Here is a 14,729-nt window from a genome sequence, read left to right on the forward strand (position 1 = left end):
TAGATGCTGGATGCTGGCAGGAATCCAGGCCGGCATCGTGAATGAGAGATGCCGCGATCCGGGAAGCCAAAATGCGATCCGAGGAGCTGCTCGTGCGCGGCCAGATCGCCTACAAGGTGCCGGACCGATCGCCACCCTCGGCTCAGGCTCGACGGCGTTGCACAACACCATTCCGCGAATTAGAACTGAAAAAACCCTGAAACAGGACGTCAACTTGGCTCCGTGCGAACAAGGCGTTTTTGGCTCCAGCGAGTGGGAGCTCGATCTTTCGACGCGCCAGTTGCGCGCCAATGGCGTCACCGTTTCGATCGGCAGCCGCGCTTTCGAGATCGTCGAGACGCTGGTGAGATCAGATGGCCAGCTCGTGACCAAGGACGAGCTCGTGAGGCACACCTGGCCGGGCGCCACCATCGTTGAAGATGGCACGATCCGGGTTCATATTTCGGCCATCCGCAAAGCGCTTGGCGCGGATCGGGGTATCCTGCAAACAGTGTCCGGTCGCGGTTATCGCCTGCTCGGCAACTGGACGATCCGGCAGGACCGTGCCCCTGCCGAGCCTGAGCAAGCGACAGCGGCGCCAACTTCGTTTCGGACAAATGTTCCGATAGCGGCAAGCGCGCTCGTCGGTCGAGAATCGGCGGTGCAGCACCTATGCAATCTCGCCTCTGCTTACCGTGCGGTGACGCTGACGGGACCCGGCGGGATCGGGAAGACCGTGTTGGCATCCGAGGTGGCCCGAAGGCTCTTTGCGACCATCGCCAGTGACGTCTTCTTCGTCGAACTGGCCTCACTGTCGGATCCCGCCTTGGTGCCGTCCACAGCGGCGAGCGTGCTGGAGCTTCAATTGGGTAGCGACGATATCACGCCGGCTTCGGTCGCCCGGGCCATCGGCAAGAGGAAGGTGCTGCTGGTCGTCGACAATTGCGAGCACGTCATCGATGCTGCGGCGGAGTTGGCCGAGACTCTCCTTCACCGGTGCCCACATACGACACTGCTGGCGACCAGCCGGGAGGTGCTCCGGATTGAGGGTGAGTTCGTTTACCACGTCGCCCCGCTGGACGTGCCATCGCAGCATCAGGAAGCATCGAGCGATGTTCTTGCACGCAGTGCCGTGCAACTGTTCATCGCAAGAATGGGTTCAGTGCAGGAAAACGTCCTGGCCCAGGACGAGAACCTTCCGGCGATCAGATCAATCGTTCGACGGCTGGACGGCATTCCACTTGCCATCGAGCTTGCCGCAGCGCGCGCCGCCACGTTTGGCATCCAGGACGTCGCCGCCCGTCTCGACGATCGCTTCGCGTTGCTCACGGGCGCTCGGCGTACGGCGCTGCCACGGCATCAGACGCTCCGCGCGACGCTCGATTGGAGCTACAAGCTCCTGCCCGAGACAGAGCGGGTGCTGCTGCATTGCCTCGCGATCTTCGTCGGCCCGTTTTCGGTGGACGCGGCCAGCGCGGTTGCGAGCATGACTGAGGCGGATCTTGTCGACAGGATCGGCGGTCTTGTCGCCAAATCATTGCTCCTGAAAGTCGAGAACTCCGTCGGCCCGCAGTTCCGCCTGCTGGAAATGACGCGCGCCTATGCTTTCGACCGGCTCTCCGAGAGCGGCGCCTTTGCTGAAGTGGCCCGCCGTCACGCCGAGTATTTTCTGAAGGTGCTGGGCCAGGCCGAAGTCGGAGCACAGTCGTCCGGTCAACGTCCTGCCGCGTCCGGCCGCCGTGCCGATGAGATTCACGCGGCACTGGATTGGGCATTCTCCGGCGCGGGGGACCCGTCGCTCGGGGCGGCGCTGACGATCGCGGCCGTTCCTTTGTGGTTCGACCTGTCCCGACCGACGGTCGCCCGTGGTCGCATCGAACAAGCTCTGCCCCATGCCGAGATGGGCGGCGATGACGAAATGCAACTGCGCATCGCCCTGGGTTATTCGTTTTGGTACCTTGGCCCAGCTACGCACGCCATCGGAGCGAACTTTGCGCGTGCGCTGGAAATCGCCGAACGCATCGGCGCCGTTGCGGTGCAGACCAGGGCATTGTGGGGACTATGGGCGGCGCATCGCGGCAGGGAGGATCATCGTGCCGCGCTCGACGTCGCGCTTCGCTTCGCGGATGCTGCCCGCAAGGCGGGCGATCTCGGCGCCACCCATCTCGCCGACCGCGTCATTGCTCTGACCCATCATCTGCTGGGTCATCAACAACTCGCGCAGGAATTGACTGAGCGCACGCTCCGCCAGCCGCACCGCCTCGCCCCTTCGATGGGCATGGGTTATCAGGTCGAAACACCAGTTGCGATGCCGGCTCTGCTGGCTCGCATCTTGTGGATTCGGGGATTCCCGGATCAGGCGTTGGCGGCGGCGGCGGCGGCGACATCGGCCGCAGGCGCGACTGGACACTCGTTCGCCCTCGCCTATGCATTGGCTTTTGCGGGCTTGCCGGTGGCGCTGTGGACCGGCGCGCCCGAGGCGGGACGGCTGCTCGATATGTTTGCCACACACGCCGCTGGAAATCGGAACCTGGAAGAATGGCGGCTGTGCTATGCACGAGCGCTCGAATTTCGGCAGGGCAGCGAGGGTGAGGCGTTGATCGCGTCGTTTGTCGAACCGCGTGTGGACCCGTCGCGGATCGCGCCGTTCGCGGATCGGCCGATCGGGACGCACATCCTGGTGCCGCCGCCAGGCGAGCCGCCGGTCGACCTGCCCTGGAGTGCGCCGGAGCTGCTTCGGGTCGATGCCATGTTGCTGCTCTGGCATCGCGCGCCAGGGGCCGATGACGCCGCGGAAGCCAAGTTGCTCCGCGCCCTGGAAGTGGCCGGCGAGCAGTCGGCATTGTCGTGGGAGCTGCGTGCCGTGATGAGCCTTGCACTGTTGTGGCAGCGTCACGGCCGAACCGTTGAGGCGCGCGATCGGCTGGTCGCGACATACGAAAAATTCACCGAAGGGTTCGGCACCCGCGACCTGGTCCAGGCGAGAAGCCTGATCGCGGACCTGGAATCGGACAAGACATCGGCATGACGCGGACGCCAACCGCCGCCGTCGTGATCCCATCTAGGGATGTCCACCCTCGGTCGAGACTAATGCCGTCTGAGCGGCAATCTCGTCAGCTCGCCAGCACCGAACCGAGTGCCCGTCGGGACGCATTTCAAGCGATGGACTGGGCTCGCGGCGACAAACGGCCTCGGCGTAACGACAGCGAGGGCTGAACGCGCATCCGTCCGGCGGATTGAGCGGATTGGGGAGGTCACCCCCTGTCGTCGCGAGCGGTGCATGGCGCAGCGGATCGGGGATGGCGGAGATCAGGGCTTGCGTATACGGGTGCGCCGGCCGTTCGAAGATTTCCCGCCAGTCGCCATTCTCCACGATGCGGCCGAGATACATCACGGCGACCCTGTCGCTCATATGTTCGACGACGCCGAGATCGTGGCTGATCATGATGTATGAGAGACCGAGAGTTTCCTTCAATTCCAGCAGCAGATTGATGATCTGGGCACGGATAGACACATCGAGCGCCGATACCGGTTCGTCGCAGATGACGATCCTGGGATTGAGGATCAGCGCGCGCGCGATGCCGATACGCTGGCGCTGGCCACCCGAGAATTCATGCGGGTAGCGGCCGGCCTGTTCGGGCCGCAAGCCCACATGCCGCAGCATCGTCGCAACGCGCTCCTCGATCTCGCTTGCGGCGGTCACGCCATGCACGCGCAGGGGATCTTCAAGCGTGCGGCGAACGGTCTGGCGTGGATTGAGCGAAGCGTAGGGATCCTGGAAGACCATTTGGACGATGCGGGCCAATGACTTTCGATCGCCGGATTGCCCGCCCGTCACGACCTGTCCGCCCACCTCGATGCGGCCGCGCGTCGGCGTCAGGAGACCAAGGATCGACAATGCGACCGTCGACTTGCCAGAGCCGGACTCGCCGACGAGGCCGAGGCATTCGCCTCGTTTCAGCTTGAGATCGACACCGTCCACGGCACGGAGCAGCCGCCGGCCGCGGCCCAGCAAGCCGCCTCCCAGAGGAAAATGGACCGCGAGATCCTCGACGCTGAGAATGAGATCGTCGCCCGGCCTGCCCTGCGGCTCATGCATGGTGGTGACACCTCACCAGACCGCCAGCTTCCAGCAAATCCGTCTCCGGCGTGACGGTTCGGCAAATATCGGTCGCCTGCGCGCAGCGCGGGTTGAACCGGCACCCATCGGGGAAACTCGTGATCGCCGGGACGACGCCCGCGATCTCCTTGAGCCGGATGCGGCCGAGCGCAGCACGACTACCGAGCCGCGGCAGCGAGGCGACCAGGCCTTGCGTATAGGGATGCGAGGGTGCCCGGAAGATATCGGCCGAGCCGCGCTCCTCGACGATGCGGCCGGCATACATGACGGCAACGCGGCGGCAGACATTGGCGACCAGGCCGAGATCGTGGCTGATCATCAGGATGGCCGTTCCCCTCTCGGCGCACAGATTCCGCATCAGCTCGATGATTTCGGCCTGCACGGTCACGTCGAGGGCGGTCGTCGGCTCGTCGGCGATCAGAAGATCCGGACCGCATGCGAGCGCGATGGCGATCATTGCGCGTTGACGCATGCCGCCGGACAGCTGGTGCGGGTAATCGTTCACGCGCCGCTCGGGCGCGGGGACGCGGACACTCGCCAGCGCCTCGACCGCCAGCTGGTTGGCTTCGCGCCAGCTTTTGCCCTTGTGCAGCACGAACATCTCGGCGATCTGCCGGCCTACGGGCGAGACGGGGTTCAACGCCGTCATCGGCTCCTGGAAGATCATGGCGATGCGATTACCTCGCAGCTCTCGCTGCCCGGCGGCGGAGAGCCGCTGAATCTCCCGCCCCTCAAACCGGATGACGCCGCCGCCGATCGACAGCGGTTGCCGCAACAGGCCGATCAAAGCCAGCGCCGTGATGCTCTTGCCGCAGCCGGATTCGCCGACGAGGCCGAAGGTCTCGCCGCGATCGATGCGGAATGAAATGCCCTCAGCCGCCGCAACGCACCTCGATCCATCGTCGAGATCGATGCGTAGATCCTCAACTTCGATCAGCGGCACGCCCGTCATGTCCGCCGGCTCCGCGATTGTGGGTCGAGAACGTCGCGCAGGCCATCGCCGAGCAAATTGAGCCCGAGCACGGTCAGGAAGATGGCAAGGCCCGGAAATACGGAGAGCCACGGCGCCGTCGTGATCTGGTCGCGGGCGTCCGACAACATGCTGCCCCAGCTCGGAAAAGGCGGGCGCACGCCGAGACCGAGGAACGATAATGCGGCTTCGGACAACACCGCGCTGCCCATGCCCAGTGTGCCGATGACGACGATCGGCCCGAGCATGTTCGGCAGGAGCTGCGTGATCATGATCCGCAGATCGCCGTAGCCGAGCACGGTCGCCGCCTGCACATAGCCCTGGCTCCTCAGCGACAGCGCCGAGGCCCGTGCAATCCGGCACGTAAAGGACCAGTTGGTCAGGCCGAGTGCGATCAGCAGGCTGGTCAGGCCGGGGCCCAGCACCGCCATGATGGCGAGCGCGAAGATCAGCGAAGGGATCGCGAGCATGAGATTGGTCAGGGCGTTGACGACATCGTCCCACCAGCCGCCCCAATAGCCGGCGCTCAGGCCAAGGGCCACGCCGATCACGCTGTTGATGAGCTGCGAGACGATGCCGACCGTCAGCGAGACGCGTGCGCCGTACACGACGCGGGAATAGATGTCGCGGCCCTGGTCGTCGGTCCCGAACCACCAGGTCCAGCTCGGAGGCTCTTCCGCGTTCAGCAGGTTGGCGTCCAGGACGGGATCGGTGTGCGCCAGCCAGGGCGCGAGCAGGCCGACCAGGATCGCGAGCGCGAACAACGCGCCGCCGATGATGAGATTGGCGCGGAGCTTCATGCGTATCTGATCCTGGGATCAATCACGCCGTAGAGCACGTCGATCAGCAAGTTGATCGCGAGAAAGAACAGCACCACCACGAGAATGGAGCCCTGGACGGCCGGAATGTCGCGCTGCAGGACACTGTCGACGAGCAGCGAGCCGATGCCCGGCCAGGAGAACAATTTCTCGACCACGACCGCCTGCCCCATCAACGCGCCGAACTGCAGGCCGACGGTGGTGAGAATGATGACGAGCGCATTGCGCATCACGTGCCACTTCACCACCCGGGTCTCGCTCATGCCCTTCGAGCGCGCGGTACGGACGAAATCGGCGGTCATGATCTCGAGGACGGCGGCGCGCGTCGTCCGGGCCAGCAGCGCCATCGGCGAGACACCGAGTGTCACGGCAGGCAGGAGCAGATATTTCAGCCCCCCATCGCCATAGCCGAAACTCGGCAGCCAGCCGAGCTTCAAGGCAAAAAGATACATCAGCACCAGTCCGAGCCAGAATTTGGCAATTGAAAGACCCGACACCGCCACGACCATCGCGGCACTGTCGACGAGACCGCCCGGCCGCAATGCGGCGATGAAGCCGAGCGGCACGCCGAGCACGATGGCAAACGCCATGGCTGTGAAGATCAATTGCAGTGTCGGCCATGCCCGTTTGGCGATCATGGTCGTGACCGGCTCGCGCGTCCGGAACGACGTCCCGAAATCGCCGGTGGCGAGCTTGGCGATGTAGACGCCGAAACGCACATAGACGGGATCGTCGAGGCCGAGCTGCTTCTTCATGCGCAGTTCGACCTGAGGATCGGCGTCGTCGCTCATGGTCGAGACGATGCTGCCGGGAACGACGCTGAACAGCACGAAGACCAGCAGCACGACAGCGAGCACGGTCGGAATGGTTTGCAGGAGTCGACGGATCAGGAAGGAGAGCATCGGCACTTTCTTCCCTCCCCCCATCGCTTATTGCGATGAAGGGAGCACGAGAATGCGTGTCACTTCGCGGGCGAGGTCTCGTCGATCCATAGGTCCTCGACGTTCTGATGGGTCAGCTCCGTCGCATTCAGCTGAATCCCCTTGAGCCACGGCTGCACCGCCATGACCGCCTTGTTGTAGTTGAAGAACCAGACCGGCGCCTCTTCATAGAGCAGGGCATTCGCCTTTTGCAGAAGCTGGCCGCGCTTTGCGGCGTCGTCGGCCTGCCCTGCCTCATCGATCAGCTTGTCGAACTCGGCATTCTTGTAGTTCATGTAGTTGCAGGCCGATTGTGGCGTCGACGAGTGGAAGCATTTCAGCGCCGCCTGGGGATCCGGGCCGCTCTGCTGGGAATAGATAAAGGCCTGATAATCGCCGCTGCGGATCACCTCCGACAGCACCGCGGTCTCGACCTGCTTGACCTTCGCCTTGATGCCGACCTTGTCCAGCATCGGGATGACGGCCGCGACGATCGGCAAGCCCCAGCTCTCATTCTGGCTGGTGGTCCATTCGAACTCGAAGCCCGCGGGATAGCCCGCTTCAGTGAGCAGCTGCTTGGCCTTGGCGGGATCGTAGGGGTACGGCTTCATGGTCTTGTCGTAGAGCGGCGAGGTCAGCGGCAGCCAGCTTGTAGCGCGATAGGCCTTGCCCTTGACCAGCTTGTTGATGATCAGGTCGGTATCGATCGCGTAGTTGATCGCCTGCCGGACGCGCTTGTCGGCGAACGGCTTGAATGCGGGATTCATCCCCATGTAACGGGTGAAGACCTCGGCGACTTCGACGATGGTGCCCTTGAGGTCCGGGTCGGCCTGATAGGCGACATACTGCGCGGGCCCGAGCACCGAGGTGTCGATCTCCTTGTTGCGGAAGGCGACATCGCGTGCAGCGGCCTCGCCCATGACCGACACGACGAGCTTGTCGGCATAGGGCTTGCCGGGCTTGTAGAACCGGTCCCACCGCTCCAGAACGATGCGCGATCCCGGCACGTGCTCGACAAACTTGAATGGCCCAAGACCGATCGGTTTCTGGAGAAAACTTTCCTTGGCGGCCTCGTCCGCAGGATAGATCGAGGTCAGCGCGGTGAAGAAGTAGAAGCCCGGATCGATTTTCTCCGTCAGCTTCATTTCGAGGGTGAAGTCGTCGATCTTCTTCAAACCGGATATTTCCTTGGCCTGGCCCTTCTCGACCGCGGCCGCGCCCTCGATCACACGGACAAAACGCGCACCGGGATAGGCCTTGGTGCCGTCCATGATGCGGTTGTAGGACCAGATGATGTCGTCGGCCGTCATCTTGCGGCCGTTGTGGAAATAGGCATCGTCGCGCAGCTTGAAGGTGTGAACGAGACCTCCGCCCGAGACCACGTCCTCCTTGGCAAGCTCCAGAACCGGCTTGCCTTCGGCGGAATTCCAGATGTAGAGCGACCGGTGCAAAGCCTTGGCGTAGATCTCGTCCTGGGCGCGCTGTGTGGTGTGAATGTCCAGGCTGGTGAAACTCGAGCCATAGGGCGCGGTCATGCGAATGGTTCCGCCCTTGCGCGGTGTCTGGGCCTCCGCCGAGGTGGCAAGCGCCAGTCCCAAACCCGCGACGATCGCCATCATCCTGAACATCATGTGTCCCCCAACAACGCAGGTGCAATCCGACAAGAGATTTGATCATTCGTCGCCTGTCGAAAGCAAGCTTCGTTTTGATGGCGACGGGGCGGTTCCTGAGGTGGCCCTTCGACGGAGACCTCGGGGGGCAGGTTGCATCCCCCAACGATGCAAGCCGCCGATTGAGGCGGTGCGTCATCGAGCGACCGGGACCAGTGAACATTTTTCCCGATCAACGCGACCAAGCTCAGGATCGTTATCTGAGCTCCAAGGATCGCGAAAGAAATGGACCGCCGAACGCTAGGTACCTTGCTCGCCGGCAGCCTGGTCGCCGCGACGGCCGCGATGGCGATGCCCGTCACGCCGGACCCGGCCCGGGACAGTTCGACTGACACCATCCAATTCGGCTGGTCCCACACCTCGCGGTCAAACGGGTATGTCGACGACACCTGGTGGGCGGTCAGGGACCGTTGCGCCCCGGACTATCTCGGTGAGCGCCTGCTCTGCGATGCCGTCGGGGTTCTGGCACGGGCAACAAGCCGGACGTTCGAGGCCAAGATGTCCGAAGAGGCCGGTCTGCCGCTGCCAGCAGGCTGGGACCTGATGACAGCGAAGAATTCGCCCTTCATCAGGTCGGCTCACGTCGAGACACCAATCGATCTTAAGGCCGTGCTCGGCTTCTATCGCGCCGCACTCGGACAGCGCGGCTGGACCGAGAATGACGGTGCGGTGGTCGGACCGGAGCGGGCCGTGATCGCCTTCACGACAACCGATGGAGCGGGGCTGCTCCGGCTTACCCGTCAGGGCGGCAAGACAATCGCGGATCTTTCGCTGCGCAGGCCAGCGGTCGCAACGGCCGGCCTCCGGCCGAAGCCGGGGCAAGTGAGGCTGATGCTCGGCAACAAGACGGATGAAGCGGCTGACATCACCGTCAACGAGCGAACCATTAGATTGGCGGCGCACGCCGGCGAGAAGCTGGCGAACTCCGACGACGCGGCAGGCGAATTGCCTGACAGCCAGAACATCGATCTGCCGCCGGGCAAGTACAAGATCACGCTCAAGGTCGAGGGCGGCGCGGCGCAGAACCGGGAGTTCGAGGTCACGGCCAACGAGACCTGGGGTCTCCTGGTCGGTCCGGATGGCGCCCCGCTCTCGATGCGCCTCTATTGACGTTCCGCTCCCTCCCTCGTCATTGCGAGCGCAGCGAAGCAATCCAGACTGCCGCAGCGGCAAGATTCTGGATTGCTTCGCTGCGCTCGCAATGACGGAGCGTGCGGGTACGCCTCGCACGACGTCTTCAGCCTGACAATTCCGGCTGCCAGTCCCGGAATTTTCGCGCGGCGCCGGTGACGTCCGCGATCGTCCGAAACGTCCCCGTCTCCACCATCATCGCACGTGCCAGCCGCACGGCGCGGGCTTCGCTGATCGCCCGCCGTTGCGGGTCCTCGATCAGCTCGAAATCGATGTTGTGGGCGAGGCCGAAGATGCGGCGGATGATTTTTGCGGCAGCGAAGCCGACGGTATCGGCGAAGAGACGCTGCATGTAGGCCTGCCGTTCGGCCTCAAGCCACACCGCGCCCTTCTCGCCGACAAAGAGCGTGGCCGGATACGCATCGCCCGCGGCTTCAGTCCGCCAGAGTTCGAGGAACTTTCGTTCGAACTCGCTCCAGACTCTCTCGACCGTTTCGAGCACCCAAACCTCGAAGGAACGCCGCTCGCCCGGCGTGCGCTCATGGCCGGCGGAGGCGAAATAGGCCATCAGGAGATTGGCAATGACGGCGCCGACGTCGAACCCCATCGGGCCGTAGAATGCGAATTCGGGATCGATCACCCGTGTCTCGCTATCCGTGACCATGATCGAGCCGGTATGAAGATCGCCATGGAGCAGCGCCTCAGGGCTCGCCATGAACTTCAGCTTCAGCCGCGAGATGGCCACATGCAGCTCCATGTCCTCGCGGAGGCTCGCGGCCAGGGCATCGAGGTAAGGCGCGGTCCAGCGGTTCTGCTCGGCGACGCGATAGGGATCGGTGAAGATCAAATCCTCGGTGATCTTGCACAGCGCATGATTGCCGGCGAAGGCCGCAATGGCCTCCTTCTTGTCCGCGGCGGCGAGCGCGAGGTCGGACGTGAAGAACAGCGTCCGCGCCATGAAGGTGGTGATGTCCTCGACGAAGCGCGGATAGTGCGTTGCCGCGATCAGCCCCTTGCGCATGATGATGTGGGGCTGCAGCAGCTCCATCACCGTCAGCGCCAACACCTCGTTGTGATGCAGCAACGCCGGCACGAGGCCGGGCGCCAGCTCGGCCTGCCGCGACAGCGCCAGATATTCGTAATGGGCCCGCGACAGCGGCAGCGGCCAGCTCTCGCCGACGAGGCGAACGTAAGGCAGCGCCTGCTTCACGGCGATGCCGCCGCGCGCGCCCTTCACGATGAAGACGAGGTTGAGATTGCCGTCGCCGACCTCGGTGATCGACCAGGCGGCGGGCTGCCCGCCGAGGGCCGCCGCGAGGTCCGGCAGGCCTGCGAGATAATCCCGCAAGGCCGCCTCATGCAGAATCCGATAGCCCCCTGCCCGCCCCTGCGTCATGACGATCCCATCCCATCCTAAAGCGCGATGAGATCGCGCTTTAGGTTGTTGTTTGAGCATGATCTTTTCGGAAAACCGCTTCGCGCTTTTCCGGATCATGCCCGTCATGGCCGGATCGTTACTCCCGCTCCAGGAAGCTCGAGCCGATCTCGGCCTTTCTTTTGATCGGATCGTAGTCGCAATAGACGCTGTCCGCCACCAGCGTGTAGCTGGCGCTGACGTTGTATTTGTCTGTTTTGACCGAGTTCAGCCCGATGACCGAGGTGCTTTTGCCGCCGTTCCATTTGAACGGCGTCGAGCTCTTGGCCTGCTCGCAGGCCATGACCGCCTCGTTGAAGACGTAGCCTTCGACGAACGCCTTGAGGGTCCGGGCCTGCACGGCGATCTTCCACTCGACATAGCCGATGGCACCGAGACCCGCGACGATCAGCACCAGAAGCGCAATGACGATCCTTTGAAAAGTCATTTGTCCCCCCAACAACGAACAAACTCTAGAACGGCATTCCCATCAATTTCGACAAACGTTCGATCGACAAATATCCGGCGTGGTAGGCCGCCATGCCGAGCGCAAAGATGATCGCCGAGATGATCGTGGTCCAGATCAGCTTGCTCCGCATGCCGGTCAGGATCGGCGCGCCGGGATCGGTGCCGGGCGCTCCGACGCCGTCCTCGTGCTGGCTGCGCACGCCGAACGGCAGCGTCAAAAACAGCGCGATCCACCAGATGACGAAGTAGATCGCGAGCGCGGTTGAGATCTGGTAGGCCATGGGGTGGCCTTATGCCTGCTCGATCTCGACGAGCGCGCCGGAAAAGTCCTTGGGGTGCAGGAACAGCACCGGCTTGCCATGCGCGCCGATTTTCGGCACGCCGTCGCCGAGCACCCGCGCGCCCTCCTTCACCAGCGCATCGCGCGAGACGATGATGTCGACCACCTCGTAGCAGACGTGGTGGATGCCGCCGTCGGCATTGCGCTCGAGGAATTTTGCGATCGGCGAGCCCTCGCCATAGGGCTCGATGAACTCGATCTTGGTGTTCGGCAGGGTCACGAACACGGTGGTGACGCCATGCTCGGGCAGCGCGACGGCTTCCGAGATCTGCGCCCCGAACGCGGCGCCGTAGATCTTGGCGGCCTTGACGGCATCCTTGGTCGCGATCGCGACATGGTTGAGCCGGCCCAGCATGGTTCTCTCCCTTCGCGCATGATCCGGAAAAGTGTGAAACGGTTTTCCGAAAAGATCACGCTTAAATTAGACTGTCAGCACATGTACCAGACAGGGGGGCTTTTTGCCCCAATGTTCGTTGATCACCGCCCGCACCGCGCGTCGGACCGACTCGCCCAGCGCGTCGGGATCTCGGCGGCGCGGCTTGGGCAGGCCTTCGATGGTGGAGACCACGGCGTCGAAGACGAGCTCGTCGAAGGCCTCGCCCGCCTTATTCTTCTCGGGGATGCCGACGAGATCAACCTCGGGATCGTCGGCGAGCTCGCCCTGCTCGGTCATGGCGATGGCCACGAAGGCACAGCCGGAAAACGCCATCCGGCGCCGCTCGACCACGGCGCGCGACTTGGAGTCTTCGAGGATCGTGCCGTCCTTGTAGAGCCGGCCCGACGGCACCTCGCCGACGATGCCGGGATCGCCGGGACCGAGCTTCACCAGATCGCCGTTGCGGCAGACCAGGACGCGCGGCACGCCGGCGGCGCGCGCAAGCTTGGCGTGCTCGTGCAGGTGCAGGGCCTCGCCATGGACGGGGATCAACAGCTGCGGCTTGGTCCAGGCGATCATGTCGCGCAATTCGTCGCGGCGCGGATGGCCGGAAACATGAACCAGATGGTCACGGTCGGTGATGATTTCGACGCCCTGGAGCACCAGATTGTTGATGATCGAGCCGACGGCCTTTTCGTTGCCGGGAATGGTGCGCGAGGAGAAGATCACACTGTCGCCGCGGTTGAGCGTGATCTCGGGATGGTCGTCATTGGCGATGCGGGCCAGCGCCGCGCGCGGCTCGCCCTGGCTGCCGGTGCACAGCGCCAGCACCTTGTCCTGCGGAAGATGGCCGTAGACCTCCGGCGAGCGGAAATTCTGCACGCCGTCGAGATAGCCGGTCTCGCGCGCGACCTGCACCACCCGCTCCATGGCGCGCCCGACCACGACGACCTCGCGGTCGGCGGCCTTCGCAGCATCGGCCACGGCCTTGATGCGCGCGACGTTGGAGGCGAATGTCGTCACGGCGACCCGGCCCTTGGCGGCCTTGACCAGCTCGATGATGGTCTTGGCGACCTCGGCTTCCGAGGGCGAGCGGCCGTCGCGCACGGCGTTGGTGGAATCGCCGATCAGGGCAAGCACGCCCTCCTCGCCCAGTTCGCGCAGCCGCTTTTCATCGGTCGGACTCCCAAGGGTCGGGGTCGGGTCGATCTTCCAGTCGCCGGTGTGCAGCACCGTGCCGGCCTCGGTGTGGATCGCCAGCGCGTGCGCTTCCGGAATCGAATGCGCGACCGGGATGAACTCGACGTTGAACGGGCCGACATCGATGCGGCCGCCGGATGGCACCACGGTCACCGGAATCTTCGGCTGGTTGCGCTCGGCCGCGCATTTGGCCTCGAACAGCGCCGCACTGAACTGCGTCGCGTAGATCGGGCATTGCAGCTTCGGCCAGAGATCGATGATGGCGCCGAAATGGTCCTCATGAGCGTGGGTGAGCACCAGCCCCATCAGGTTCTTGCGTTCCTTCTCCAGGAAACTGATGTCGGGCATGATCAGGTCGATGCCCGGCAGATGCTCCTCGTCGCCAAAGGACACGCCGAGATCGACCGCGAGCCAGGCGCGCTGGTGGCGGTTGCCGAGGCCGTAGATCGACAGGTTCATGCCGATCTCGCCGACGCCACCGAGCGGCGCAAAGACCAGTTCGTCGGGCCTCGCCATCACGCAGCTCCCACGGAGGCGGCCGCGCCGAAGAACACCTCGCCCGCGGCCACGGGCACGCGCCGCCCCTCCGCGGTGCGGACGATCAGGCAGCCGGTGTCGTCGATCGTGTCAAAAATGCCTTCGAGCGTCATCGTTCCCGTATGGATCGCGACCTTCTCGCCGAGGCCGGCGGCGCGCTCCAGCCAGAGGCGGCGGATCTCGGCAAAGCCGCGGCCATTGTCCCAGATGCCGCGGAACTCCACCCAGGCGTCCGACAGCGCCGCGAACAATTCTTCCGCGCTGATTTGAATGCCGAGTGCGGCCAGCGACACCGCTGGTGTCGGCGTGCCCTCAGGCGCTGCGACGACGTTGGTGCCGATGCCAGCGACCACGGCGAGGCGGTCGCCGACGGCCTCGGCCTCGAGCCCGATGCCGACCAGCTTCTTGCCACCGGCCAAGACGTCGTTCGGCCATTTCAGGACGTAGCGGGGCCGGTCCGGACCAAGGCGCAGTGCCGCCTCCAGGCTGACCTTCTCCAGGGCGGCCTCCTCGGCCAGCCCAGCCGCGAAGCCGATCGTTGCGGCAACAGAAGGCGCGACGTCCATGACTTCGAGGATGCTGGCCGCCAGATTGCCCCGCGGCGCGATCCAGGCGCGCTGGCGCCGGCCACGGCCGGCGGTCTGCTCTGTCGTCACGAACCAGATCGGGCCGCGCTCGCCGGCCCGGGCGCGTTCAATCGCCTCGGTATTGGTCGAGCCGATCTGATCGAAGGCTGCGAGCCGGTGGCCCGCGGACGATGCGCGAGGACCGAGCGCGAACCCCATC

General features: G+C 64.4%; 13 protein-coding genes. 2 read left to right on the forward strand and 11 right to left on the reverse strand.

Going from position 1 to position 14,729, the window contains the following annotated elements; translation table 11 throughout:
* Positions 1 to 10 precede the first annotated feature (10 nt).
* A complete protein-coding gene (locus AXW67_RS31785; protein WP_161491311.1) occupies positions 11 to 3,007 on the forward strand; it encodes an ATP-binding protein in 2,997 nt (998 codons plus the stop codon).
* Between the two features lie 33 nt (positions 3,008 to 3,040).
* On the opposite strand, the gene AXW67_RS31790 is transcribed toward AXW67_RS31785, so the two are convergent.
* From AXW67_RS31790 to AXW67_RS31810, 5 genes are read right to left on the reverse strand one after another with little or no spacing between them, the layout of a single operon-like run.
* Positions 3,041 to 4,078 (reverse strand): ABC transporter ATP-binding protein, encoded by a 1,038-nt coding sequence (locus AXW67_RS31790; protein WP_063681103.1) that lies wholly within the window; start codon positions 4,076 to 4,078, stop codon positions 3,041 to 3,043.
* Positions 4,071 to 5,051: an ABC transporter ATP-binding protein gene (locus AXW67_RS31795; RefSeq protein ID WP_063681104.1), complete on the reverse strand. Its 981-nt coding sequence runs from the start codon at positions 5,049 to 5,051 to the stop codon at positions 4,071 to 4,073. Before AXW67_RS31795 ends, AXW67_RS31790 begins: the two co-directional genes overlap by 8 nt.
* Complete coding sequence (locus AXW67_RS31800) at positions 5,048 to 5,869, reverse strand: ABC transporter permease (protein WP_063681105.1); 822 nt, start codon at positions 5,867 to 5,869, stop codon at positions 5,048 to 5,050. The genes AXW67_RS31795 and AXW67_RS31800 overlap by 4 nt, the downstream gene beginning before the upstream one ends.
* Complete coding sequence (locus AXW67_RS31805) at positions 5,866 to 6,789, reverse strand: ABC transporter permease (protein WP_027550637.1); 924 nt, start codon at positions 6,787 to 6,789, stop codon at positions 5,866 to 5,868. Before AXW67_RS31805 ends, AXW67_RS31800 begins: the two co-directional genes overlap by 4 nt.
* Before the next feature lie 59 nt (positions 6,790 to 6,848).
* Positions 6,849 to 8,438, reverse strand: coding sequence for an ABC transporter substrate-binding protein (locus tag AXW67_RS31810; protein ID WP_145928005.1), 1,590 nt, complete (start codon positions 8,436 to 8,438; stop codon positions 6,849 to 6,851).
* 264 nt (positions 8,439 to 8,702) lie between these two features.
* Between AXW67_RS31810 and AXW67_RS31815 the strand changes: the two genes are divergently transcribed.
* Entirely contained in the window at positions 8,703 to 9,587 is an 885-nt protein-coding gene (locus tag AXW67_RS31815; RefSeq protein ID WP_063681106.1) for a hypothetical protein, read from the forward strand.
* A gap of 127 nt (positions 9,588 to 9,714) precedes the next feature.
* On the opposite strand, the gene mtnK is transcribed toward AXW67_RS31815, so the two are convergent.
* The 6 genes from mtnK to AXW67_RS31845 all read right to left on the reverse strand — a co-directional run bounded on the left by mtnK (position 9,715) and on the right by AXW67_RS31845 (position 14,728).
* Positions 9,715 to 11,004 (reverse strand): S-methyl-5-thioribose kinase, encoded by a 1,290-nt coding sequence (mtnK, locus tag AXW67_RS31820; RefSeq protein ID WP_063681107.1) that lies wholly within the window; start codon positions 11,002 to 11,004, stop codon positions 9,715 to 9,717.
* Positions 11,005 to 11,122: 118 nt separating this feature from the next.
* On the reverse strand, positions 11,123 to 11,470 hold the full coding sequence (locus AXW67_RS31825) for a hypothetical protein (RefSeq protein WP_027550633.1): 348 nt from the start codon (positions 11,468 to 11,470) through the stop codon (positions 11,123 to 11,125).
* A 25-nt stretch (positions 11,471 to 11,495) separates the two neighbouring features.
* Positions 11,496 to 11,771 (reverse strand): DUF1467 family protein, encoded by a 276-nt coding sequence (locus AXW67_RS31830; protein ID WP_063681108.1) that lies wholly within the window; start codon positions 11,769 to 11,771, stop codon positions 11,496 to 11,498.
* A gap of 9 nt (positions 11,772 to 11,780) precedes the next feature.
* Positions 11,781 to 12,185: a methylmalonyl-CoA epimerase gene (gene mce, locus AXW67_RS31835; RefSeq protein ID WP_063681109.1), complete on the reverse strand. Its 405-nt coding sequence runs from the start codon at positions 12,183 to 12,185 to the stop codon at positions 11,781 to 11,783.
* 66 nt (positions 12,186 to 12,251) lie between these two features.
* Entirely contained in the window at positions 12,252 to 13,922 is a 1,671-nt protein-coding gene (locus AXW67_RS31840; RefSeq protein WP_027550630.1) for a ribonuclease J, read from the reverse strand.
* The gene (locus AXW67_RS31845; RefSeq protein ID WP_063681110.1) at positions 13,922 to 14,728 is read right to left on the reverse strand and encodes a biotin--[acetyl-CoA-carboxylase] ligase; all 807 of its coding nucleotides are present in this window, start codon (positions 14,726 to 14,728) and stop codon (positions 13,922 to 13,924) included. Before AXW67_RS31845 ends, AXW67_RS31840 begins: the two co-directional genes overlap by 1 nt.
* Position 14,729: the final 1 nt, after the last annotated feature.

It is taken from the genome of Bradyrhizobium neotropicale (genome assembly GCF_001641695.1).
GTDB lineage: Bacteria > Pseudomonadota > Alphaproteobacteria > Rhizobiales > Xanthobacteraceae > Bradyrhizobium > Bradyrhizobium neotropicale.

Excerpts from the sequence above, each read along its gene's own strand:
- AXW67_RS31785 (WP_161491311.1), top strand. The coding sequence starts at position 11 with ATGCTGGCAGGAATCCAGGCCGGCATCGTGAATGAGAGATGCCGCGAT.
- AXW67_RS31790 (WP_063681103.1), bottom strand. The coding sequence starts at position 4,078 with ATGCATGAGCCGCAGGGCAGGCCGGGCGACGATCTCATTCTCAGCGTC.
- AXW67_RS31795 (WP_063681104.1), bottom strand. The coding sequence starts at position 5,051 with ATGACGGGCGTGCCGCTGATCGAAGTTGAGGATCTACGCATCGATCTC.
- AXW67_RS31800 (WP_063681105.1), bottom strand. The coding sequence starts at position 5,869 with ATGAAGCTCCGCGCCAATCTCATCATCGGCGGCGCGTTGTTCGCGCTC.
- AXW67_RS31805 (WP_027550637.1), bottom strand. The coding sequence starts at position 6,789 with ATGCTCTCCTTCCTGATCCGTCGACTCCTGCAAACCATTCCGACCGTG.
- AXW67_RS31810 (WP_145928005.1), bottom strand. The coding sequence starts at position 8,438 with ATGATGTTCAGGATGATGGCGATCGTCGCGGGTTTGGGACTGGCGCTT.
- AXW67_RS31815 (WP_063681106.1), top strand. The coding sequence starts at position 8,703 with ATGGACCGCCGAACGCTAGGTACCTTGCTCGCCGGCAGCCTGGTCGCC.
- mtnK (WP_063681107.1), bottom strand. The coding sequence starts at position 11,004 with ATGACGCAGGGGCGGGCAGGGGGCTATCGGATTCTGCATGAGGCGGCC.
- AXW67_RS31825 (WP_027550633.1), bottom strand. The coding sequence starts at position 11,470 with ATGACTTTTCAAAGGATCGTCATTGCGCTTCTGGTGCTGATCGTCGCG.
- AXW67_RS31830 (WP_063681108.1), bottom strand. The coding sequence starts at position 11,771 with ATGGCCTACCAGATCTCAACCGCGCTCGCGATCTACTTCGTCATCTGG.
- mce (WP_063681109.1), bottom strand. The coding sequence starts at position 12,185 with ATGCTGGGCCGGCTCAACCATGTCGCGATCGCGACCAAGGATGCCGTC.
- AXW67_RS31840 (WP_027550630.1), bottom strand. The coding sequence starts at position 13,922 with ATGGCGAGGCCCGACGAACTGGTCTTTGCGCCGCTCGGTGGCGTCGGC.
- AXW67_RS31845 (WP_063681110.1), bottom strand. The coding sequence starts at position 14,728 with ATGGGGTTCGCGCTCGGTCCTCGCGCATCGTCCGCGGGCCACCGGCTC.